The sequence below is a fragment of the Pseudomonas sichuanensis genome (genome assembly GCF_003231305.1).
GTDB lineage: Bacteria > Pseudomonadota > Gammaproteobacteria > Pseudomonadales > Pseudomonadaceae > Aquipseudomonas > Aquipseudomonas sichuanensis.
Genome location: NZ_QKVM01000010.1, coordinates 38,645 through 61,544, shown reverse-complemented (window position 1 = coordinate 61,544; position 22,900 = coordinate 38,645). Strand labels below are relative to the sequence as shown.

General features: G+C 66.7%; 14 protein-coding genes. 7 read left to right on the top strand and 7 right to left on the bottom strand.

What is annotated here, in order from left to right:
• Window positions 1-11: 11 nt before the first annotated feature.
• The 5 genes from accB to DM373_RS07505 all read right to left on the bottom strand — a co-directional run bounded on the left by accB (window position 12) and on the right by DM373_RS07505 (window position 6,829).
• Complete coding sequence (accB, locus tag DM373_RS07525; RefSeq protein ID WP_110992937.1) at window positions 12-470, bottom strand: acetyl-CoA carboxylase biotin carboxyl carrier protein; 459 nt, start codon at window positions 468-470, stop codon at window positions 12-14.
• A gap of 98 nt (window positions 471-568) precedes the next feature.
• Entirely contained in the window at window positions 569-1,021 is a 453-nt protein-coding gene (aroQ, locus tag DM373_RS07520) for a type II 3-dehydroquinate dehydratase (protein WP_011535870.1), read from the bottom strand.
• Between the two features lie 177 nt (window positions 1,022-1,198).
• The gene (locus tag DM373_RS07515; protein WP_110992936.1) at window positions 1,199-2,962 is read right to left on the bottom strand and encodes a protein-disulfide reductase DsbD; all 1,764 of its coding nucleotides are present in this window, start codon (window positions 2,960-2,962) and stop codon (window positions 1,199-1,201) included.
• Window positions 2,963-3,131: 169 nt separating this feature from the next.
• Complete coding sequence (locus tag DM373_RS29910) at window positions 3,132-5,093, bottom strand: methyl-accepting chemotaxis protein (RefSeq protein ID WP_110992935.1); 1,962 nt, start codon at window positions 5,091-5,093, stop codon at window positions 3,132-3,134.
• Between the two features lie 119 nt (window positions 5,094-5,212).
• Complete coding sequence (locus DM373_RS07505; protein ID WP_110992934.1) at window positions 5,213-6,829, bottom strand: response regulator; 1,617 nt, start codon at window positions 6,827-6,829, stop codon at window positions 5,213-5,215.
• Between the two features lie 249 nt (window positions 6,830-7,078).
• Between DM373_RS07505 and DM373_RS07500 the strand changes: the two genes are divergently transcribed.
• The 4 genes from DM373_RS07500 (at window position 7,079) to speA (ending at window position 11,374) form a co-directional block, all read left to right on the top strand.
• A complete protein-coding gene (locus DM373_RS07500; RefSeq protein WP_110992933.1) occupies window positions 7,079-8,146 on the top strand; it encodes a DUF2333 family protein in 1,068 nt (355 codons plus the stop codon).
• Window position 8,147: 1 nt separating this feature from the next.
• Window positions 8,148-8,684, top strand: a complete 537-nt coding sequence (locus DM373_RS07495; protein WP_110992932.1) for an NUDIX hydrolase — start codon at window positions 8,148-8,150, stop codon at window positions 8,682-8,684.
• Window positions 8,685-8,938: 254 nt separating this feature from the next.
• Window positions 8,939-9,310, top strand: a complete 372-nt coding sequence (locus DM373_RS07490) for a translation initiation factor Sui1 (protein WP_110992931.1) — start codon at window positions 8,939-8,941, stop codon at window positions 9,308-9,310.
• A gap of 150 nt (window positions 9,311-9,460) precedes the next feature.
• A complete protein-coding gene (gene speA, locus DM373_RS07485) occupies window positions 9,461-11,374 on the top strand; it encodes an arginine decarboxylase (protein ID WP_110992930.1) in 1,914 nt (637 codons plus the stop codon).
• Between the two features lie 123 nt (window positions 11,375-11,497).
• Here speA and DM373_RS07480 read toward each other — a convergent pair whose 3' ends face one another.
• On the bottom strand, window positions 11,498-12,841 hold the full coding sequence (locus DM373_RS07480) for an MATE family efflux transporter (RefSeq protein ID WP_110992929.1): 1,344 nt from the start codon (window positions 12,839-12,841) through the stop codon (window positions 11,498-11,500).
• A gap of 232 nt (window positions 12,842-13,073) precedes the next feature.
• Between DM373_RS07480 and DM373_RS07475 the strand changes: the two genes are divergently transcribed.
• On the top strand, window positions 13,074-17,972 hold the full coding sequence (locus DM373_RS07475; protein WP_110992928.1) for an alpha-2-macroglobulin family protein: 4,899 nt from the start codon (window positions 13,074-13,076) through the stop codon (window positions 17,970-17,972).
• A 117-nt stretch (window positions 17,973-18,089) separates the two neighbouring features.
• Here DM373_RS07475 and DM373_RS07470 read toward each other — a convergent pair whose 3' ends face one another.
• Window positions 18,090-18,383 carry a hypothetical protein gene (locus DM373_RS07470; protein ID WP_110992927.1) on the bottom strand — a complete coding sequence of 98 codons (294 nt, stop codon included), beginning with the start codon at window positions 18,381-18,383 and terminating at the stop codon, window positions 18,090-18,092.
• A 68-nt stretch (window positions 18,384-18,451) separates the two neighbouring features.
• On the opposite strand from DM373_RS07470, the gene pbpC reads away from it, so the two are divergent.
• Together pbpC and DM373_RS07460 are read left to right on the top strand one after the other, a co-directional pair.
• A complete protein-coding gene (gene pbpC, locus DM373_RS07465; RefSeq protein WP_110992926.1) occupies window positions 18,452-20,800 on the top strand; it encodes a peptidoglycan glycosyltransferase PbpC in 2,349 nt (782 codons plus the stop codon).
• Window positions 20,801-20,909: 109 nt separating this feature from the next.
• Window positions 20,910-22,577, top strand: a complete 1,668-nt coding sequence (locus DM373_RS07460; RefSeq protein ID WP_110992925.1) for a ShlB/FhaC/HecB family hemolysin secretion/activation protein — start codon at window positions 20,910-20,912, stop codon at window positions 22,575-22,577.
• Window positions 22,578-22,900: the final 323 nt, after the last annotated feature.

Below are 22,900 nucleotides of genomic sequence, written 5' to 3'. Positions count from 1 at the left end.
CTCTCCGCGGTTCAAACGATGGTGAACAGCGGCTGGTCGTATTCAACCGGCTGACCGTCTTCTACCAGGATGGCGTCGATCACACCGCCGATTTCGGATTCGATGTGGTTCATCATCTTCATGGCTTCGACGATGCACAGGGTGTCGCCCTTCTTCACGGTCTGGCCCACTTCGGCGTAGTTCGGCGAGGTCGGCGAAGGCTTGCGGTAGAAGGTGCCGACCATCGGCGAGCGCACCACGGTGCCTTTCAGGGCCGGGGCGGCAGCGGCGGCTTCGGCAGCCGGGGCAGCAGCGGCAACCGGGGCGGCGACTGGCGCGGCTACCGGAGCAGGTGCGTAGTACTGTTGAGCGGCCGGGGTCTTGCTGTTACGGCTGATGCGAACGGACTCTTCGCCTTCCTTGATCTCCAGTTCGTCGATACCGGACTCTTCCAGCAGTTCGATCAGCTTTTTGACTTTACGGATATCCATTAATCAGCAACTCCCAAGGTTCGGTCGGGGACTTAATTTGAAAACGTGTCGAAAACGTTTCTTCTGAGCCTTGGCCGGTGGGCCAAGGCCTTGTGTCATCAGGGCTGTGCGTTGGCAGCCAGGTGTTCCAGCGCAGACTCCAGGGCCAGCCGGTAACCGGTGGCGCCCAGGCCGCAGATCACCCCTACGGCAACATCGGAGAAGTAGGAGTGATGACGGAACGGCTCGCGTTTGTGCACGTTGGACAAGTGCACTTCGATGAATGGGATGCTCACCGCGAGCAATGCGTCACGTAATGCGACGCTGGTGTGGGTGAAAGCGGCCGGATTGATCAGGATGAAGTCCACGCCTTCGTTGCGCGCGGCGTGGATTCGGTCGATCAATTCATATTCGGCATTGCTCTGCAGGTATTGCAGATGGTGGCCGGCGGCGCGGGCGCGCTGCTCCAGGTCCTGATTGATCTGCGCCAGCGTGGCTGCGCCATAGTGGCCCGGTTCGCGGGTGCCGAGCAGGTTCAGGTTGGGGCCGTGCAGCACCAGTAGGGTTGCCATCTGCGATTCCTTGGTTTTGTAGGGCAATTCGACATAGCGCGGCGACTATGCCGCAAGCAGCGATGAGTGTCCAGTTCCCGGCAATAGCCAGCACGATGACCGAGATTCGCGCAAAGTATGTGACCAGATGATTAACTCTGGTCACTTGTTACCGGTTTTTTCACCGGTCGCGGGAAGTTATAGACCGAGTTGGTCGCGCACGCGCGCCAAAACCTGCGCAAAATCGCCGGCGTTTATCTCGCCAATCACCCGATCAGTGGTTATTTCGCTGCCGTTCGCCGCAAAAAACATCAGCGCGGGCGGGCCGAACAGGCGGTAGCGGTCGAGCAGGGCGCGCTGTTCGGCGTTGCTCTGGGTGATGTCGAAGCGCAGCAGGCGGAACGCGCCCAATTGTTTGACCACAGGCTCGGCGTTGAGCACTTCGTGCTCGATCACCTTGCAGCTGATGCACCAGTCGGCGTACCAGTCGAGCAGCACCGGTTGGCCTGCGGCCTTGGCCTCGGCCAGGGCCGCGTCGAGGGCGGCCGGGGTGCTGAGGGTCTGCCAGGCATCGGCCTTGGCCTGGGTTGGGGCCGTGGCCGCGACCGGTGCCGGCAGCGGGCGCAGCGGGTCGCCCTGGCCGCTCAGGGCGCCGTACCAGCAGGCCAGTGCGTACACCAGCAGTACCAGGCCGAGCAGTTGCGCCAGGCGTTGGCGCGGTGACTTGACCACGAACTCCAGGGCGCCCAGGAACAGCGCCACGCCAGCGGCCAGCAGGCCGACCAGTAGCAGGGTCAGCGGCCCCGGCAGCACGCGGCTGAGCAGGCCGATGGCCAGGCCCAGCAGCAGTACGCCAATGGCGTTTTTAACGGTGTTCATCCACGGGCCGCTTTTCGGCAGCCAGGCCGCACCGCCGGTGGCCACCAGCAGCAGCGGGGCGCCCATGCCCAGGCCCAGGGCGAACAGTTTCAGCGCGCCGCCCACGGCGTCGCCGCTGGCGCTGATGTACAGCAGCGCACCGGCCAACGGCGCCGAAACACAGGGTGAAACCAGCAGGCTCGACAGCACGCCCAGCACCGCCGCGCCCAGCAGCGAGCCGCCGCGGGTGTGGTTGGCGACCTTCTCCAGGCGGTTGCCCAGTGCCTGTGGCAGCTTGAGCTCGAACAGGCCGAACATGGCCAGGGCGAACAGCACGAAGAACCCGGCGAACGGCACCAGCACCCAGGCCGACTGCAGGCGTGCCTGCAGGTTGAGGCCGGCGCCGAACAGGCCCATCAGTGCCCCCAGCACGGCGAAGCTGGCCGCCATCGGCAGCACATACGCCAGCGACAGCGACAGGCCGCGCAGGCCGCCGACCTGGCCGCGCAGCACCACCCCGGACAGGATCGGCAGCATCGGCAGCACGCAGGGGGTGAAGGTCAGGCCAAGGCCGGCCAGGAAGAACAGCGCCAGGGATTTCCAGTTCCAGCCCGGTTCACCGCTGGCCGGCAGCGCGCCGCCCTCACCATCGATGCTCAGCCGCGCGGTTTCCGGCGGGTAGCACAGGCCCTTGTCGGCACAGCCCTGGTAGCCCACCAGCAGGGTGAAGGCGCGTTGATCGGTGCGTGGCAGCTCGATGTCCAGGACGCCGTGGTACACCTCGACGTCGCCGAAGAACTCGTCGTGCTTGGCCTCGCCCTTGGGGATGTTCGGTGCGCCCAGGGTGATGTCTGCAGGCTCGGTGCGGAACTGGAAGCGGTGGCGGTACAGGTAGTAGCCGTCGGTGGCGACGAAACGCAGCTTGATGCTTTGCGCGTCGGCCTGGATCAGGCTGAGCTTGAAGGCTTCGTGTACCGGCAGGAAGTCGGCGCTGTTGGACAGCGAGGCGGCGCCGAGGGTGGCGCTGGGGCGGTTGTCGAGCAGGCCGCTGGCGAAGGCGGGGCTGGCCAGCAGCAGGAACAGCAGGAAAAACAGGCGGCGCATGGCGGACTCGCGAGGTGGAACTTGGCGGGCATCATAGCGGAGTTGGCGAGGCTATGGGCCATCGCGGGGCAAGCCCGCTCCCACGGGACCGGTGTTCACCTCGTGGGGCAAGCCCGCTCCCATAGGGCCGGTGTTCACCTCGTGGGAGCGGGCTTGCCCCGCGATGCTTTCAGAGCCTGAACGCGCGTACCGCCGTGTTCAACTCTCCACCCAGCTTGAGCAGCTGCTCCCCCTGCTCGCGCCCTTCACCAATACGTTGCAGGTTGTCCTCGCCCAGCTCGTGAATCCGCTCACTGTGCCCGCGAATCTCGCTCACCGCGCCGGTCTGTTGCGCGGTCACATCGGCAATCCGCACGGCGGTGTCGGCAATGGTGCGGATGGCGCTGACGATTTCGTCCAGCGCGCCATCGGCCGATTGCGCCTGGTTGGCGGTGGCCTCGGCATGCTCCAGCTGCGTGCGCATGCCGTCCACCGAGTCGCGGGCGGCCTGCTGCAGGCGGTCGATCAGTGCCTGGATCTCGCCGGTGGCGCCGGTGGTGCGCTGGGCCAGCGAGCGCACTTCGTCGGCGACCACGGCAAACCCCCGGCCCATTTCACCGGCCCGGGCGGCTTCGATGGCGGCGTTGAGGGCCAGCAGGTTGGTCTGTTCGGCAATCGCGCGGATCACCGTGAGCACGCCGCCGATGGTGGCCGACTCCTCGGCCAGTTGTTCGATCATGCGGGCGTTGCCCTGCACCTCGTCGACCAGCGAACGCAGCCCGGACAGGCTCTGGCCGATCACCGTCTGGCCCTGTTCCACCGCACGCCCGGCGTGGTGGCTGGCCTCGGCGGCGGCGCTGGCATCCCCGGCCACCTGCTGGATGGTCGCCTCCAGCTCGCCCAGGGCATCGCGGATCTGCGCGGTGTCGCCGGCCTGGCGTTCGGCGCCGTCGTGCAGGGCGCTGCTCATGCCGGCCAGGGCGTGGCTGCTGCCGGCCACCTGCTCGGCGTTGTGGCGCAGGGTGCCCACCAGCTCCACCAGGTACTGGCGCAGGCGGTTCAGCGACTCCTGGATGTCGTGCAGTTCGCGGTTGGTCTTGCCCAGCTCGATGGTGTGGGCGAAGTCGCCCTCGGCCCAGCGCGACAGGGCCGGCACGAGGCTGCTCAGGGTGCCTGCCAGGCGCCGTTGCAGGGTGTCGATCAGCAGGGCGATGAGCAGGATCAGGCCGATCATCAGGCCCTGGAGGATACGCACTTCGCCCGCAATCTTGCCGTGCTGGGCGCGCACTTGTGGCTCCAGCCCGGCGATGGCCTGCTGCACGGCGTCAAGACGCTCGCCAGTGCTGGCGGCGAGGGCGGCGCGCCGCTCGATCTGCTCGCGGGTGCGTTGCAGCTCGGCGGGGTAACGGTTGAGCAGGCTTTGCAGCTCGCGCTTGAGGCCGACCGCGACGTCTTCCTGCTGGGCGCTGGTTTGTGCGTCCAGGCCCATCATGGCGGCGAAGTCGTCGGCGTTGGATTCGGCGGCGCGGGTCACTCCCAGCAGCGGCAGGCCGTCGAGGATCTGGGCCTGGGCGGCGATCAGTTGCAGTTCGCGCAGCACTTCATCGGCCAGTTCCGCACGGCCACTGCTGACCAGCTTGTCGCGGGCCAGCGACAGCCGGCCCAGGTGCAGGGTGGCGTCCATCAGCGGGGCGAGGTAGCGACTGGCCTCGGCGCTGCCGCTGTCGCGGGCGTAGCCTGCCAGTTGTTCAAGGTTGGCGCCCAGTTCGCGCTCGGCCTGCAACAGCAAGGCCTGCGGGTCGCCGGCCAGCTTGCCGGCGGCCAGCAGTTCGTTGGCGGTGAAGGCCTGCAGGCTGTCGAGGCTGGGGCGCAGTTCGCCCGACAAGTCCTCGGGCCATTCAGCCAGGGCGGCCTGGAGTTGCTTGTTGGCTTCCACGGCGGCGGCATGGCGCAGGGCGTCACCGCTGGCCAGGTAGGCCTGGGTGTTGCGCGCGGCGTCGTTCTGGAACTGCTGCGACAGGCCCAGGTAGCGCTCCATCAGTTGATAGGGGCGCTCCAGTGCACGTTGCGACCACCACAGGGTCGCGCCCAGGGCGATGCACACGGTTACCAGCAACAGGGTGTTGAAATTGGTCAGCCACTTCAGGCGCATAGCCGCGGACTTCCTGCGGGGAGTGGAGGTAGGTGCCTGAAGTTATTGCGGTTTTATGACGAGGTGATGACGACGCAGCGTTGGCGCCAAAAATAAGTGGCACAGTGCCGGTATCGGGATTACGGATCGACCCGCACCACGCAATTGCGCCCGGCATGCTTGGCCCGGTACAGCGCTTCGTCCGCCGCGCTGGCCATGGTCAGCGCATCGAGGCTGTCGTCCAGCTGCACCACGCCGCCGCTGAAGGTGCACTGCAGGTCGTGCGGCTGCGCCGGGTAATGGATTTCGGCAAAGCGCCGGCGGATGTCGTCGAGCACCTTGTGCGCGGCAGCCAGCCCGGTGTTGGGCATGACGATGGCGAATTCCTCGCCGCCATAACGGCCGATGTAGTCGGTCTTGCGCAGGCGTTGCTTGAGGAACAGCGCCAGGCTCTTGATCACCCGGTCGCCCATGGGGTGGCCATGGCGGTCGTTGATCTTCTTGAAATGGTCGATGTCGAGCATGGCGAAGCACAGCGGCTGCTCCTCGCGCCGGGCGCGGAAGCTGCAGTCTTCGAGCAATTGCAGGATGTGGGTGTGGTTGTACAGCCCGGTGAGGCTGTCGCGGACCATGCGCGCCTTGAGGTGGCGGGCGCGGGCGGCGCGGTTGCGCACGGTGGTGATCAGCTGGCGCGAGCGGATCGGCTTGGTGAGGAAGTCGTCGCCACCTTCGCTCATGGCGTCGAGCTGCTTGTCCAGGTCGTCCTCGGCCGACAGGTAGATGATCGGCACGCTGACGTAGCGGTCGTTGTGGCGGATCACCTTGGCCAGCTCCGGGCCAGTGCAGGCGGGCATGTACAGGTCGAGGATGATCAGGTCGGGCTGGAAGTCGGCCAGCTCGCTCATGGTGCGGATCGGCTCGGTGAGCGTGCGGGTGATTATCCCGGCGCTGTTGAGCAGGCGCTCGGTGTGCAGGGCCTGGGCGCGTGAATCGTCGATCACCAGTACGCGGAACGGGTCGTACTGGGTGGCGCTGGTCAGCAGTTCGACTTTTTCCAGCAGGCTGGAGGCCTCCAGGGTGCCGGTGAGGAATTCCTGGCCGCCGGCGCGCACGGCGGCCAGGCGGGTGGGGGTATCGGTTTCGTGCAGGCTGAAGAACAGCAGCGGGATGTGCTGCTCCAACCCTTGCTGGGCCTGGGCCGCCAGTTGCAGGCCGACGCCGGGGCCGGTGAAGTCGACGTCCATGATGATGGCCGCCGGCAGGCGCTCGCTCATCGACGCCTGGAAGGCGTTGGCGCTGAACAGGGCCTGCACGGTCAGGCCGAAAAACTCCAGTTGCTGGGCCAGGCGCTCGGCGCGCTCGTGGTCCTGCAGGACGATGTACACCGGTTTGCGCAAAGGCGGCAGCGGTACGTTGTCGAGCTGGTCGCCCTTGCGCAGGCCGGTGCGCGACAGGCGCTGCATCAAGCGGTTGAGTTCGGCGATCAGTTCCGAGTTGAGCCGCGCGCTGTTGGCTTCGATCGCGCGCAGCGTCTGGCCGATGGCCGTGGACAAGTTGCCGTGCTCGGGTTGTTCGAAGCGTTCGGCGTAGCGCTGCAGCCGCAGGTTGGCCTCGCCCAGCTCGCCCAGGCCGGCGCTCGACCATTCACCACGCTGCAGGCGCTGCCAGATTTCGAGGATCTGCCGGGCCTGGTGGATGACCCGCTGGGCAAAATGCTGCTTGAGGCGCTCGTGGCTCGGGTCGGCTGGCTGGGTCATGTCCTGACTGCTTGTTAGTAGAGGAGGTGCAGGTTCAGTGATGGCTCTATGCTAGCACCGCTTTTCCGACTAGCGAGTGCCCAGGGTCAACAAAGTGTTCAGGGACGATTATTCAGTTGCCGACCCGTTGGTCGCTTATACGAATGGCGGCGTCTGCTTTATAGTGCTGCCACGCGGGCTTGCCGTGGCACCCTGGCGCCAACCAGAGGTCCAAGCCCTGTACCGTCTCCACTGATCAAGGACAATGCCATGCTGGATTGGAAAAACCGCGAGGCCAAAGCCGAGCCTCGCGAGCGGGTTGAAGCCCGTGGCTCGGCCACCCGTAGCTATCTTGGCGGCCTCTGGAGCCGCGCCTTGGGGACCCTGATCGGTCTGTACCTGCTGGTCTGCCTGGGCCTGGGTTGGTACTGGAGCGAGGAGCCGGCACTGTTCCCGGTGCAGCAGAATGCCCAGGCCGCCGCCGAGCGCAACGGCCAGCAGATGGTGGTCGGCTACACCACCGTCGAAACCCTCAAGACCGTTGCCGGCACCCTGCTCGACAAGCCGGGTGGCTACATCTCCAACGACCGTTTCCCGCCCGGGCTGTGGATGGACAACATGCCGAGCTGGGAATATGGCGTGCTGGTCCAGGTTCGCGACCTGTCCCGTGCGTTGCGCAAGGACTTCGCCCGTTCGCAGTCGCAGTCCACCGAAGACGCCGACCTGGCCAAGGCCGAGCCGCGCTTCAACTTCGACAACAAGAGCTGGATCCTGCCGTCGAGCGAGTCGGAGTTCGAAGAGGGCATCAAGTCGCTCAGCCGCTACCAGAACCGTCTGGCCAAGGGCGACCAGGGCGCGATCTTCTACACCCGTGCCGACAACCTCAACAACTGGCTGGGTGACGTCGCGACCCGCCTGGGTTCGCTGTCGCAACGGCTGTCGGCCAGCGTTGGCCGGGTCAAGCTCAACAACACCCTGAAGACCGAGTCGGTGGCCCCGGGCCAGGCGCCTCAGGTCGATGAAGAGGTGGTCGAAACCCCATGGCTGCAGATCGACAACGTGTTCTACGAGGCCCGTGGCCAGGCGTGGGCGCTGTCGCACCTGCTGCGCGCCATCGAGGTCGACTTTGCCGACGTGCTGGCGAAGAAGAACGCCACGGTCAGCGTGCGCCAGATCATCCGTGAGCTGGAAGCGTCCCAGGAAGCGCTGTGGAGCCCGATGGTGCTCAACGGCAGCGGCTTCGGCATGTGGGCCAACCACTCGCTGGTAATGGCCAACTACATTTCCCGGGCCAACGCCGCGGTCATCGACCTGCGCCAACTGCTGTCCCAGGGCTGACATGGCCATCAGCCCTGCCGAGGTCGCGCACCGCGCGGCCTCCGATGCCGAACGGGTGGCCTGGGTGGATGACCACGACCTGCCGCTCGGCGCCTTGCCGCGGGCCGAGCTGCGTGAGCGCGGCCTGATCGGGCGCTGCACCTTCATCCTGCTGTTCAACAGTGCCGGCGACTTGTGCGTGCACCGGCGTACCCTGAGCAAGGCGCTGTATCCCGGGTATTGGGATGTGGCGGCGGGCGGCATGGTCGGGCATGAGGAAAGCTATGCAGATTCGGCGGCGCGGGAGCTGGAAGAAGAGCTGGGGGTAAGCGGCGTTGCGCTGCGCTTCCACGAGAGGTTCTACTTCGACCAGCCGGGCAATCGGCTGTGGTGCGCGGTGTTTTCGGCGGTGTGGGACGGGGCGTTGCGCTTGCAGCCCGAAGAGGTGAGCGAGGCGCGGTTCATCCCGGTCGAACAGGCCGAGCTGGAAAGTGCGTCACTGCCCTATTGCCCGGATTCGCTGGCGGCGTTGCAGCGGTACCAGGCTAGCCTGATCTGACCGATCGCGGGGCAAGCCCGCTCCCACGCAATTGCACTTCATATCGTGGGAGCGGGCTTGCCCCGCGATGAGGTCGCAAAACATTCGTAAATTGGCGCAATCCTGTACTTAGCAACAGCCCGATTTATCGTTACACTGCGCGCCCTTTTCGGGCTGCCGCACAACCTTGCGGCAGTAGCGCCGCCCCTGCCAGAGTGGGGCTTCGCGGTCGGCTCCCGTCGGCCAGTTTTTGTCCTCAGCACAGAGGCACAAAAGTGACCAAGAAAGCTTCTTCCTTCGCCGCCCTTGGCGGTCTCGTTTACTCCACCGATGCCGGTCGGCACTGCCCTGACTGTGGCAAGCCGGTGGACGCCTGCATCTGCAGCCAGCAGGTCATCCCGGAAGGCGATGGCATCGCCCGCGTACGCCGCGAAAGCAAAGGCCGCGGCGGCAAGACCGTGACCACGGTCACCGGTGTGCCGCTGCCCCTGGACCAGCTCAAGGAGCTCGCCACCGCCCTCAAGCGCCGCTGCGGCACCGGCGGCGCGCTCAAGGACGGGGTCATCGAGATCCAGGGCGACCACGTCGAGCTGTTGCTCGGCGAGCTGACCAAGCAGGGTTTCAAGGCGAAAAAGTCCGGCGGCTGAGGCCGTCACGGGATTTTTGCCCAAGGCTTTCTAAACTCGGTTCTGTGCGCGCGGTCTACCTGCGGGCACGGACGAATCGTCATTTTCAGCTTCTACACTGCGCCCGCCCCTTGCGGGGCAGTGTCTTCGACTTATCCATAGGGGACTTGAATGTCCGTACGACGCACACGCAAAGACGATGGTAGCCAATGGACCGTGGCGGACAGCCGCAGTGTTTACGGCATCCGCCATTGGGGCGCGGGTTATTTCGCCATCAATGAAGCCGGGCGCGTCGAAGTGCGCCCCAACGGCCCGGGCAGTGCCCCGATCGACCTGTTCGAGCAGGTCGATGAACTGCGCCAGAGCGGCCTGTCGCTGCCGCTGCTGGTGCGCTTCCCGGACATCCTGCAGGACCGCGTGCGCCAGCTGACCGGCGCGTTCGACGCCAACATCGCGCGCCTGGAATACCAGAGCCAGTACACCGCGCTGTATCCGATCAAGGTCAACCAGCAGGAGGCGGTGGTCGAGAACATCATCGCCACGCAGAACGTCTCCATTGGCCTGGAAGCCGGCTCCAAGCCCGAGCTGCTGGCGGTGCTGGCGTTGGCACCGAAAGGCGGCACCATCGTCTGCAACGGTTACAAGGACCGCGAGTTCATTCGCCTGGCGCTGATGGGCCAGAAGCTCGGCCACAACGTGTTCATCGTGATCGAGAAGGAGTCCGAGGTCGCCCTGGTGATCGAAGAGGCCGCCGAGCTCAAGGTGAAGCCGCAGGTTGGCCTGCGCGTGCGCCTGTCGTCGCTGGCGTCGAGCAAGTGGGCCGACACCGGTGGCGAGAAGTCCAAGTTCGGCCTGTCCGCCGCCCAGCTGATCTCGGTGGTGCAGCGCTTCCGTGACGCCAAGCTGGATCAGGGCATCCGCCTGCTGCACTTCCACATGGGCTCGCAGATCGCCAACCTGGCCGACTACCAGCACGGTTTCAAGGAAGCGATTCGCTACTACGGCGAACTGCGCGCCCTGGGCCTGCCGGTCGATCACATCGACGTCGGCGGTGGCCTGGGCGTCGACTATGACGGCACCCACTCGCGCAACGCCAGCTCGATCAACTACGACATGGACGACTATGCCGGCGTGGTGGTCGGGATGCTCAAGGAGTTCTGCGACGCGCAGGGCCTGCCGCACCCGCACATCTTCTCCGAGAGTGGCCGTTCGCTGACCGCGCACCACGCCATGTTGGTGATCCAGGTGACCGACGTCGAGAGCCACAACGACGAAGTGCCGCGCATCGAGAACAAGGAAAGCCTGCCCGAGACCGTGCAGTGGCTGGCCGACCTGCTGGGCCCGACCGACATCGAGATGGTCACCGAGACCTACTGGCGCGCCACCCACTACATGGGTGACGTGGCTGCGCAGTACGCTGACGGCAAGCTGACCCTGGCCGAGAAAGCCCTGGCCGAGCAATGCTACTTCGCCGTTTGCCGCCGCCTGCACAACTCGCTCAAGGCCCGCCAGCGCTCGCACCGCCAGGTGCTCGATGAGCTGAACGACAAGCTGGCCGACAAGTACATCTGCAACTTCTCGGTGTTCCAGAGCCTGCCGGACACCTGGGCCATCGGCCAGGTACTGCCGATCATCCCGCTGCATCGCCTGGACGAAGAGCCGCTGCGCCGAGCGGTGCTGCAGGACCTGACCTGCGACTCCGACGGCAAGATCAACCAGTATGTCGACGAGCAGAGCATCGAGACCAGCATGCCGGTGCATTCGGTCAAGGAGGGCGAGGACTACCTGCTGGGCGTGTTCCTGGTCGGTGCCTACCAGGAAATCCTGGGTGACATGCACAACCTGTTCGGTGACACCGACTCGGTGAACATCTACCAGAATGCCGATGGCAGTGTGTACCACGCCGGTATCGAGACCCACGACACCATCGAAGACATGCTGCGCTACGTGCACCTGTCGCCGGAGGAGTTGATGACCCACTACCGCGACAAGGTCGCCAGCGCCAAGATCAGCGCGCGCGAGCGGACCCAGTTCCTGGATGCCTTGCGCCTGGGGTTGACCCGGTCTTCGTACCTGTCTTCTTGAGGTCCATTGGGGCTGCGCTGCAGCCCTTCGCGGGTGAACCCGCTCCCACAGGGCTAACACGCAACCGTGGGAGCGGGTTTACCCGCGAAGGGCCGCAAAGCGGCCCCAGTTCATCGCGCACCGTCAGGCATGGCGTAGCCACAGGTCCTGCTGCTGCATCCGCCACCCCACCCACCCCAACGTCACCGCCCGCAGCGCCATGAACAGCAAAAAGGCCAGCCACAAGCCATGGTTGCCCATCCCGCTCAACCCCAGCGCAAAGGGCAGGGCGATCAGCACCGATACCAGCATTGCATTGCGCATCTCCCGCGCCCGCGTGGCGCCAATGAATAACCCATCGAGCAAGTAACTCCACACCGCGATCAACGGCAGCAGCGCCAGATACGGCAGGTACGGGTACGCCGCCTCACGCACGCTGGCGATATCGGTTTGCAGGTCAATGAACACATGCCCGCCCAGCAGGAACAGCACGGCAAAGCCGAGGCTGACGATCAGCGACCAGCCGCAGGCCACCACCAGTGCACGGCGCAGGCTGTCCCGGTCGCGCGCGCCAATGGCATGCCCGCACAGGGCCTCCACCGCATGGGCCAGGCCGTCGAGCGCATAGGCGGTGAGCAAAAGGCCGTTGAGCAGCAGGGCATTGGCCGCCACCGTCGCCTCACCCAGGCGCGCGCCCTGCAGGGTCAGCAGCAGGAACACCAGTTGCAGTGCCAGGCTGCGCAGGAAGATATCGCGGTTGACCGCCAGCAGCGGCCGCCAGGCCTGCCAGCGTTGCAGCGCGGCCCAGGCAATATGCCCGGGGTAGGCGCGCAGCGCCGGGCGGGTGAGGGCCAGGCCCAGCAGCGCACCGCTCCATTCGGCGATCACCGAGGCCCGGGCCGAGCCGATCACGCCCCAGTCCAGGCCCAGCACGAACCACAGGTTCAGGGCGATGTTGAGCAGGTTGGTGGTCAGCAGGATCGCCAACGGTGCCCGGGCGTTCTGGGTGCCGAGGAACCAGCCGACCAGGGCGTAGCTGGCCAGGGCTGCCGGCAGGCCGAACAGGCGGGTGTGGAAGAAGGCTTCGGTGGACGCGTGCAAGGCGGCGCTGGGCTGTATCGCCTGGAGCGCCAACTGGCTGAAGGGCAGGGCCAGCAGGCCGATCAACACGGCGAAGGCCAGTGCCAGCAACAGCCCTTGCACCAGCACCTGGCGCAGCGCGGCGCCGTCGGCACGGCCGGCGGCCTGGGCGGCGAAGCCGGTGGAACCCATGCGCAGGAAGCCCATCAGGCCGACCATGAAGGTGAACAGCGTGGCGCCGACGGCCACCGCGCCCAACTGGTGGGCATGGGGCAGGTGGCCGATCACCGTGCTGTCGACCAGCGCCACCAGCGGCACCGAGATGTTGGACAGGATCATCGGCGCGGCCAGGCCCCAGACCTTGCGGTGGGTGGGGCGGTGGTGCCAGGCAGTGGACAGTGAAGACATGTGGGCTCCAGCGGGGGTGCAAATAGGGCAATCGCGGGGCAAGCCCGCTCCCACGGGTGAGATCATGGCGTGGGAGCGGGCTTGCCCCGCGATTGCCCAGCGGATTGTACCGGCCCGGCAACCAATCGGCGCGAACAGGGTCTCACTTGCCGCGCGCGGTCGGGTAACCCTGGCAGCGTTGCGCTATAGTTGCCCCCCTCACGTACACGCTGCCAAAGAGTTCACCCTCAAAATGCTCAACAAAGGATTGTTGCTGGCCTGCGCGCTGGCCCTGCTCAGTGCCTGTGATTCCTCCACACCGGAGAAACCACCGGCGCCCGCCGAGAAACCCGCCGCTGCCGTCGAGCAACCGGCGGCCAAGCGCGAAGACCCCGCCGCGCTCGCCAAGCGCTACGCCGGCCGCGAGCTCGCCGTGCTGGATGTCTCGGAAGTGCAGCTCGACGGTGCCAGCACCCTGTCGGTCAGCGTGTCCGCGCCGCTGGACGCCAACCAGGACTTCGCCGCCAAGCTGCACCTGGTCGACACCGTCAAGGGCAAGGTCGACGGCGCCTGGGAACTCTCCGACAACCAGATGGAGCTGCGCCTGCGCCACCTGGAACCGCAGCGCAAGATGGTCCTGACCATCGACAAGGGCCTGCTGGCGGTGAACGGCAATACGCTCCAGAGCGAATCGGTCAGCCGCTTCGAAACCCGCGACATGCAGCCCACCGTGGGCTTCGCCAGCCGTGGCTCGCTGTTGCCGACCCGCCTGGCCGAAGGCCTGCCGGTGATTGCCCTGAACGTGCCCAAGGTCGATGTCGAGTTCTTCCGGGTCAAACCCGAGATGCTCTCGACCTTCCTGGCCAACTGGGGCCGCAACAGCAGCCTGTACTACTACCAGTCCAAGGAAACCCTGGACATGGCCGAGCTGGTCTACGGCGGCCGCTTCGACCTCAACCCTGCGCGCAACACCCGCGAGACCGTGCTGCTGCCGATCGCCGGGATCAAGCCGTTGCAGGAGCCAGGGGTGTACCTGGCGGTGATGCGTGCCTCGGGCACCTACGACTATTCGCAGCCGGCGACCCTGTTCACCTTGAGTGACATCGGCGTCTCTGCCCACCGCTACCGCGACCGCCTGGACGTCTTCACCCAGGCCCTGGAAGGCGGCAAGGCACTCAAGGACGTGACCCTCGAGCTGCACGACGACAAGGGCAAGTTGCTGGCGCAGGCCAAGACCGACGGCGACGGCCACGCGCAACTGCCGATCACCGCCAAGGCCGACACCCTGATCGCCACACAGGGCGTGCACACCACCCTGCTGCGCCTGAACACCGCGGCCCTGGACCTGGCCGAATTCGACATCACCGGCCCCCAGGCCAACCCGCTGCAGTTCTTCATCTTCGGCCCACGCGACCTGTATCGCCCAGGCGAAACGGTGTTGCTCAACGGCCTGTTGCGCGACCAGGACGGCAAGCCGGTCAAGGCCCAGCCGGTCAGCGTCGAAGTGCGTCGCCCGGATGAGCAGGTGAGCCGCAAGTTCGTCTGGGAGGCCGACCAGAACGGCCTGTTCCAGTACCAACTGCAACTGGCCACGGAAGCACCGACCGGCCGCTGGCAACTGCTGCTGGACCTGGGCGGTGGCCGCAAACAGGTCTACGAATTCCTCGTCGAGGACTTCCTCCCCGAGCGCCTGGCGCTGGAGCTCAAGGGCAGCAGCAAACCGCTGTCGCCCGAGCAGACCGCCACCATCCAGGTCAATGGCCGTTACCTATACGGCGCCCCGGCGGCCGGCAACCGCCTCAGCGGCCAGGCCTACGTGCGCCCGCTACGTGAAGCGGTGAAGGCGCTGCCGGGCTACCAGTTCGGCGCGGTCACCGAGACCGAGCTGAACCAGGACCTGGAGCTGGACGAAGTCACCCTCGACCAGGCCGGCAAGGCCCGAATCGATATCGAAAGCCGCTGGAGCGAAGCGCGTTCACCGCTGCAACTGACCGTGCAGGCCAGCCTGCAGGAGTCCGGTGGCCGGCCGATCACCCGCCGCCTGGAACAGCCGATCTGGCCCGCCGAACGCCTGCCGGGCCTGCGTGGCTTGTTCGACGGTGAAGAGACCGACGGCGACGGCCCGGTGGAGTTCGAGTTCCTGGTCGCCGACCAGAACGGCAACAAGCTGGCCGCCAACGACCTCAAGGTGCGCCTGATCCGCGAGCGCCGCGACTACTACTGGAACTACTCCCAGAGCGACGGCTGGAGCTACAACTACAACGAAAAATTCCTCACCCAGAGCGAAGAGACCCTCAGCGTCAAGGCCGGCTCCACCGCCAAGCTGAACTTCCAGGTGGAGTGGGGCCCATACCGCGTCGAGGTGGAAGACCCGCAGACCGGCCTGGTGTCGAGTGCGCGCTTCTGGGCGGGCTACCGCGCCCAGGACAACGCCGAAGGCGGCGCGGTGCGCCCCGACCAGGTGAAGATCGCCCTGGACAAGCCAGCCTTCAAGGAAGGTACCACCGCCAAGGTCACCGTCACCCCGCCGGCCGCAGGCTCCGGCTACCTGATGATCGAGTCCGCCGACGGCCCGCTGTGGTGGCAGGAAATCGACGTGCCGGCCGAAGGCAAGACCTTCGAGGTCGAGCTGGACAAGAAGTGGGCACGCCATGACCTGTACATCAGTGCCCTGGTGATTCGCCCGGGCGAGCGCAAGGCCAACGCCACCCCCAAGCGCGCCGTAGGCGTGTTGCACCTGCCGCTGGACCGCGCCGAGCGCAAGCTCGCGGTGAGCCTGCAGGCACCGGAGAAGATGCGCCCGAAACAACCGTTGACCGTGAAGTTCAAGGCCGTCAACGCCGACGGCAGCGTGCCCAAGCAGGTGCATGTGCTGTTGTCCGCGGTGGACGTGGGCATCCTCAACATCACCGACTTCAAGACCCCCGACCCGTTCGCCAGCCTGTTCGGCCGCAAGGCCTACGGCGCCGACCAGCTGGACATCTACGGCCAGCTGATCGAAGCCGGCCAGGGCCGCCTGGCCAGCCTGGCGTTCGGTGGCGACGCGGCCATGGCCAAGGGTGGCAAGCGCCCCAACACCACGGTGACCATCGTTGCCCAGCAGAGCCTGCCGGTGACCCTGGATGAGAAAGGCGAAGGCCAGGCCACGGTCGACATCCCCGACTTCAACGGCGAACTGCGCCTGATGGCCCAGGCCTGGACCGAAGAGCACTTCGGCATGGCCGAAGGCAAGACGGTGGTGGCCGCGCCGCTGATTGCCGAGCTGTCGGCGCCGCGTTTCCTTGCCGGTGGCGACCGCACCAGCCTGGCGCTGGACCTGGCCAACCTGTCTGGCCGTGCCCAGCAACTTACGGTGCAGGTGATCGGCGAAGGCCAGTTGAACCTGTTGGGCGGGGCCCAGCAGAACATCGCGCTCGGCGAAGGCCAGCGCACCACCTTGATGATCCCGGTGCAGGCCCAGGGCGGCCTCGGCCAGGGCAAGGTGCGGGTGCAGGTTAGTGGCCTGCAATTGCCGGGCGAGCCAACCAACGCCTTCGAACGCGAATGGACCCTGGGCATCCGCCCGGCCTACCCGGCGATGCTCAAGCACTACCGCGTGGCCCTCAAGGACCAGCCGTGGAGCCTGCCGGGCAGCGACCTGGCCGAGTTCGAGCCGGCGGGCCTGGAGGCCACGCTGGCCTTGTCGAGCCGCCCGCCGCTGAACCTGGCCGAGCAGATCCGCGCCCTGGAAGCCTACCCCTATGGCTGCCTGGAGCAGACCACCAGTGGCCTGTACCCTTCGCTGTACGCCGATGCCGACAGCCTCAAGCGCCTGGGCATCAAGGGCGAGCCGAACGACGTGCGCAAGCGCAAGATCGAGATGGGCATCGAACACCTGCTGGGCATGCAGCGCTACAACGGCAGCTTCGGCCTGTGGAGCTCGGACAGCGAGGAAGAGTACTGGCTGACCGCCTATGTCACCGACTTCCTGCTGCGCGCCCGCGAGCAAGGCTACGGGGTGCCGGCCGAAGTCCTGAAGAAGGCCAGCGAACGCCTGCTGCGTTATGTGCAGGAGCGCAACCTGATCGAGGTCGACTACAGCCAGAACGCCGAACACACCCGTTTTGCCGTGCAGGCCTATGCCGCGCTGGTGCTGGCGCGCAGCCAACAGGCGCCGCTGGGTGCCCTGCGCAGCCTGTTCGACCGGCGCAGCGATGCCCGCTCCGGCCTGCCGTTGGTGCAGCTGGCGGTGGCGCTGGACAAGATGGGCGACAAGCCGCGTTCCCAGCAGGCCTTGCAGGCGGGCCTGGCGGTCAGCCGCAGCCAGGGCTGGATGGCCGACTATGGCAGCGCGCTGCGTGACCAGGCGCTGATCCTTGCACTGTTGCAGGAGAACAACCTGGCGGGTAACCAGGTCGACCAGCGCTTGTTCGCGCTGTCTGACGAGCTGGCGGCCAACCGCTGGCTGTCGACCCAGGAGCGCAATGCCCTGTTCCTTGCCGGCCGTGGCCTGCTGGGCAAGCCGGAGGGCAGCTGGAAGGCACGCCTGGACAGCGCTGGCGAGGTTCGCGAGTTCAGCAACAGCGATTCGGGGATGAAACTCGAAGGCCCGCTGCTGGCCTCGCCGCTGACGGTGCAGAACGAAGGCAGCGACACCCTGTACCAGCAGCTGACGCTGTCGGGCTACCCGCGCCAGGCCCCGGCCGCCAGCGGCAATGGCCTGGAAATCCGTCGCGAGTACCTGGGCATGAATGGCCAACCGCTGGATGTACGCAGCCTGCGCAGCGGCGACCTGGTGCTGGTGCACCTGGCGCTCAAGGCCCGGGACCGCGTGCCGGATGCTCTGGTGGTCGACCTGCTGCCGGCGGGGCTGGAGCTTGAAAACCAGAACCTGGCGCAGAGCGCCGCCAGCCTGGACAACGCCAGCAGCGCAGTGAAGCAGTGGCGCGAGTCGATGCAGAACGCCAGCGTGGTGCACCAGGAGTACCGCGACGACCGCTACGTGGCGGCGCTCAAGCTCGACAGCTACGGCACCACCCACCTGCTGTACCTGGCGCGTGCGGTGACCCCGGGCAGCTACCGCATCCCGCCGCCGCAGGTGGAGTCGATGTATCGGCCGAACGTGCAGGCGGTTGGCGAGAGCCAGGGCGAGATGGTAGTGCGCGCCCGCTGAGGCAGCACAGGCAGTGACACGTGGGAGCGGGCTTGCCCCGCGATGGCGTAAGCAGGAGCGGCATCGTCGCCTGATATCACGCTATCGCGGGGCAAGCCCGCTCCCACAGGTGTATCGCTAGTGCACCACCCAACTCAACACCCACAACCCCAGCAACGCCCAGATGATCCCGAGAATGATCGATGCCCGCATGAACGCGCGCACCGCCGAGTACAGCAGCATTAGCCCGACGATCAAGGCGAGGATGCTGACCAGCGAAGTGTCCATGCCCAGGGTGCGTGCCAGGCCATCGATGAAGTTGCCGCCGGCATTGGCCAGCAGGTTGAACAACCCGCCAAGGCCATCGACGATGAAGCGGATCACCGACCCCAGTACCTGGCCCAGCCACTCGAAAAAACCTTCTACATGCATAGTTGCTTCCTGATGAACGAATCGGTGGTTCCAAGCCTTTGGCCATCACCCGGCCCGGTCGGTTCCCGATGCCAAGCTTAGCCCGCCCACGCCTGATGAGAGCCCTGCGGCGCGGCGCCGTTGGCCTGTTGCTGGCCATCGCCCTGTTGTGGTTGGCCGACCGCATCTGGCCGCTGCCGATGCCGGGCGACGACCTGGCGCGGGTGGTGCTGGCCGAGGATGGTACACCGCTGTGGCGCTTCGCCGATGCCGATGGCGTGTGGCGTTATCCGGTCAGCCCGGACGAGGTTTCGCCGCTCTATCTGGAGGCCGTGCTCGGCTACGAGGACCGTTGGTTCTATCACCACCCGGGGGTCAACCCCATGGCCTTGGCCCGTGCGGCCTGGCTCAACCTGCGTGGCGGGCGCGTGGTGTCCGGCGGCAGCACCTTGTCGATGCAGGTGGCGCGCCTGCTCGACCCGCATGACCGTACCCTGCCGGGCAAGCTGCGCCAGCTGTGGCGCACGGCGCAGCTGGAGTGGCACCTGTCCAAGCGCGAAATCCTGCAGATCTACCTCAACCGCGCACCGTTCGGCGGTACCTTGCAGGGCGTGGCGGCCGCCAGTTGGGCTTACCTGGGCAAATCACCGAAACACCTGACGCCGGCCGAGGCCGCGTTGCTCGCGGTGTTGCCGCAGGCACCGAGCCGCTTGCGCCCCGACCGCCATCCGCAACGCGCCCAGCGTGCCCGCGACAAGGTGCTGCAGCGCCTGGCCGAGTACCAGCTGTGGCCGGCACAGCGCATTGCCGAGGCGCGTGAGGAACCCTTGCTGCTCGCCCCGCGCCAGGAGCCGGCACTGGCGCCGCTGCTGGCCCGGCGCCTGAACACGCCGGGCAGCCCGCCGTTGATCCGCACCACCCTCGACGCCACCTTGCAGCGGCGCCTGGAAGACCTGCTGCTGGGCTGGCGTGCGCGCCTGCCCGAGCGCACCTCGGCGGCGTTGCTGGTGGTGGAGACGCAGAGCATGGCGGTACGTGCCTATCTTGGCTCGATCGACATCGGCGACGAGCGCCGCTTCGGGCATGTCGACATGATCCATGCCCTGCGCTCGCCCGGCTCGACCCTTAAACCCTTCCTCTATGCCATGGCCATGGACGATGGCCTGATCCACTCCGAGTCGTTGCTGCAGGATGTGCCGCGGCGCTATGGCGATTACCGCCCGGGCAACTTCTCCATGGGCTTCAGTGGCCCGGTGTCGGCCAGCTCGGCACTGGCGTTGTCGCTCAACCTGCCGGCGGTGCAGTTGCTCGAAGCCTACGGGCCGAAACGCTTTGCCGCGCAGATGCGCATGGGCGGCGTGCCCTTGGTATTGCCACCCTTGGCCGAGCCGAACCTGTCGTTGATCCTGGGTGGTGCCGGCAGCCGGCTGGAAGACCTGGTCGGCGGCTACGCCGCCTTCGCCCGCGAGGGGCGCAGCGCGAAGATCCGCCTGCAACCGCAGGACCCGCTGCTGGAACAGCGCCTGCTGTCACCGGGTTCGGCATGGATTACCCGGCGCATTCTCAGCGGCCTGGCACGCCCCGACCGCGACCCCCACGCCGAGCTGGTGCAGCGCCCGCAACTGGCCTGGAAGACCGGCACCAGCTATGGCTTTCGTGATGCCTGGTCGGTGGGCGTCGGCCCGCGTTACCTGATCGGTGTCTGGATCGGTCGCCCAGACGGCACGCCGGTACCGGGCCAGTTCGGCCTGGCCTCGGCGGCGCCGCTGATGCTGCAGGTGCACGACTTGCTGAGCAACCGTGATGCCCAGCGCGGCATCCGCCTGCCGGTGGATGCCGTGCCGGACTCGGTGGGCGTTGCCGCGATCTGCTGGCCGCTGGGCCAGCCGATGAACCGCCAGGACCCAAACTGCCGCCGCCAGCGCTTCGCCTGGACCCTCGACAACACCACGCCACCCACCTTGCAGGCCGCCGACCAGCCGCTGGGCCTGGGCCTGCGCGATACGGTATGGGTCAACGACCAGGGGCTACGTGTCGATGCCGGTTGCCCGGGCGCCAGGGCCCGTGACATTGCCCTGTGGCCGGCACCGCTGGAGCCCTGGCTGCCGCGCGTCGAACAGCGTGCGGCGCGGCTGCCGGCCGTGGACCCGAGCTGCCCGCCGCAGGTAGCGGCCAGCGCACCGCCGCTGTCGATCGTCGGTGTGCGCCCGGGTGACAACCTGCGTCGCCCGGCCAGCAACAGCGAGCCGCTGCAGGTGCGGGTGTCGGCGCTGGGCGGTGGCGGGCAGCGCTGGTGGTTCATGAATGGCCAGCCGCTGGGCGAAACGCGCGGGCAGGACAGCCTGCTGGTGCGTTTCGAACAGGCCGGGCGCATCGAGCTCAGTGCGCTGGACGAGAGCGGCGAAACCGCGCGGGTGGAGTTCCAGGTCAGCGAGTGATCCAGCGGGGCCGTGGCCTGGTGGCTGATTGCAATCCCGGCACCTACGCTTGCTGTGGCGGGGGTGAGCAACGGGCACTCGCGTACCTTCGGGATCAGGGAGCGTCCGCATGCGTCCACTGCTGGTGATGTTGCTGGTGTGCTGGGGCGGCCTGGTCCACGCTGCCCCGCTGCCGGGTTTCCTCGACAGCAGTCAGATCGAAGCACAGCTACCCACGGCGAATCTGCCGGTGGATGCCTACCGCCCCGCTGCGCCGGCCCTGCAATTGCCCGCGCCGAGTGCGGTGCAGCAGCCAGCGCTGTCGATGAGCACGCCGGTGCAGGTGCACAAGGTGCGTTTCGAAGGGGGCACCGTCTACCCCTTGAGCGACTTGCGCGAGCACTATCAGCCGTTGATCGGCCGGCAGGCCAGCCTGGGCGAACTGGTCGAGCTGACTGACAGGCTGACCCAGCGCTATCGGCAGGACGGCTACCTGCTTTCGTACGCCTTTCTGCCGCCCCAGGACTTCAGCGAGGGGCGAGTGCGGGTGGTGCTGGTGGAAGGCTACATTGGCGATTATCAGGTCGAGGGCGACATCGGCCCGGCGCGCGGCTACCTGGCCCAGTTGCTGGACAAGCTCATGACCGAGCGGCCACTGACCCGGGCGAACCTGGAGCGCTATACCGGCCTGATCGGCCGCATCCCCGGTGTCACTGCCCGGGCGCAGGTCCTTGCGCCGGGCACTGCCGACGGGCGCGCGCGGATGGTGGTCCGGGCCGTGCGCAAAGCGTTCACCGGCACTGCCCAGCTCAACGACGGCAGCCGCGATGACCTGCAGGCACTGCTGGGTGCCGGCAGCAATGCCCAGACCCGTTACGCCGAGCAACTGAGCGCCAGCGTGCTGCTGCCGCCGGGTGAGGACGAGGCCCACTACTATCGCCTGGACTACGCCCAGTTCGTCGACGGTGAGGGCTCGCAGTTGCTGCTGTCGGCCTCGCGCTATCGCAGTGATCCGCGCACGCGAATTCGCCTGGACAATGGCGATGACTTGATCCAGCAGCGCGAGAGTGAGCGCTATTCGGTTGGCCTGAGCCAACCGCTGATCGTCTCTGCCAACGAGTGGCTGGAGGCGGTGGGGCGCATCTACATGGTCAAGGACCGTACCGACTACCAGTGGCTTGGCGCGCCCCGGCAGATGGACAGCGAGACCGATGTCCGCGCGCTGTCGTTCGAGGTCGATTGGCGCAAGGCGGAGGCTCGGCGCCTGCGCATCGTGAGTGGCGGGGTGTATCAGGGCCTGGACCATTTCGGCGCGCGCAGCAACGCCGACCACGACCTGGATTTTCTACGCTTGCGCCTGTCCGGGCTGCAGAGCGACGACTTCACCGACCGTTGGCAGGGCGTGGCCTCGGCGGCGGGTTACTGGAGCAATGACAGCCTGCCCGACAGTGAGCGGGTGGTGTTCGGCGGGCAGAACTACGGGCGTGGCTACCCCCGTGACCAGGCCTACGGTGACAAGGGTTGGGGGTTGGCGTACGAGCTCAACTACAGCTTCAGGCGTGAGGGGGATTGGTTTCGAGTGCTGCAGCCGTATGCCGTGCTGGATGCTGCGCGGGCCTGGTTCAACAGGCTGGAAGTGCAGTCGGCGCGTATGTCCTCTGCCGCGATTGGCCTGCGCTTTGGGGATGGGCGGGGTTACAACATCGCTGTCGAGGTGGCCAAGCCGATGGCGGACATTGCGCTGGACAGCTTGAGCCGGCAGCCACGGGTGACGGTGAGCTTTAGTTATCGACTGTGAGGGGGGAGAGACTGGGCTTGGGGGCGTCCCGATCAAGATGGTCGGGGGGCTGACAGGTGTTCGCCGCAAGGATTGTGTCGTCTATGAGATCGAGCGCCGCCCGCGCGGCGCATCGCGGGACAAGCCCGCTCCCACATTTGTTTCGAGCCAATTACTCCTGTGAAAGTACCGGCGCCTGCCTTGGTGCATGCCTTGAGTCATGTGGGGCGGCGGCAAGGCCCACGCTGAAACCGTGTCGTACCAACAAGGCGGACTAGGTGATGGTCCAGGAATAATTGGCCCGAAACAAATGTGGGAGCGGGCTTGTCCCGCGATGCGCCGCG

Coding starts and splice junctions, on each gene's coding strand:
- accB (WP_110992937.1), bottom strand. CDS start 470: ATGGATATCCGTAAAGTCAAAAAGCTGATCGAACTGCTGGAAGAGTCC.
- aroQ (WP_011535870.1), bottom strand. CDS start 1,021: ATGGCAACCCTACTGGTGCTGCACGGCCCCAACCTGAACCTGCTCGGC.
- DM373_RS07515 (WP_110992936.1), bottom strand. CDS start 2,962: ATGCGCCGCCTGTTTTTCCTGCTGTTCCTGCTGCTGGCCAGCCCCGCC.
- DM373_RS29910 (WP_110992935.1), bottom strand. CDS start 5,093: ATGCGCCTGAAGTGGCTGACCAATTTCAACACCCTGTTGCTGGTAACC.
- DM373_RS07505 (WP_110992934.1), bottom strand. CDS start 6,829: ATGACCCAGCCAGCCGACCCGAGCCACGAGCGCCTCAAGCAGCATTTT.
- DM373_RS07500 (WP_110992933.1), top strand. CDS start 7,079: ATGCTGGATTGGAAAAACCGCGAGGCCAAAGCCGAGCCTCGCGAGCGG.
- DM373_RS07495 (WP_110992932.1), top strand. CDS start 8,148: ATGGCCATCAGCCCTGCCGAGGTCGCGCACCGCGCGGCCTCCGATGCC.
- speA (WP_110992930.1), top strand. CDS start 9,461: ATGTCCGTACGACGCACACGCAAAGACGATGGTAGCCAATGGACCGTG.
- DM373_RS07480 (WP_110992929.1), bottom strand. CDS start 12,841: ATGTCTTCACTGTCCACTGCCTGGCACCACCGCCCCACCCACCGCAAG.
- DM373_RS07475 (WP_110992928.1), top strand. CDS start 13,074: ATGCTCAACAAAGGATTGTTGCTGGCCTGCGCGCTGGCCCTGCTCAGT.
- DM373_RS07470 (WP_110992927.1), bottom strand. CDS start 18,383: ATGCATGTAGAAGGTTTTTTCGAGTGGCTGGGCCAGGTACTGGGGTCG.
- pbpC (WP_110992926.1), top strand. CDS start 18,452: ATGCCAAGCTTAGCCCGCCCACGCCTGATGAGAGCCCTGCGGCGCGGC.
- DM373_RS07460 (WP_110992925.1), top strand. CDS start 20,910: ATGCGTCCACTGCTGGTGATGTTGCTGGTGTGCTGGGGCGGCCTGGTC.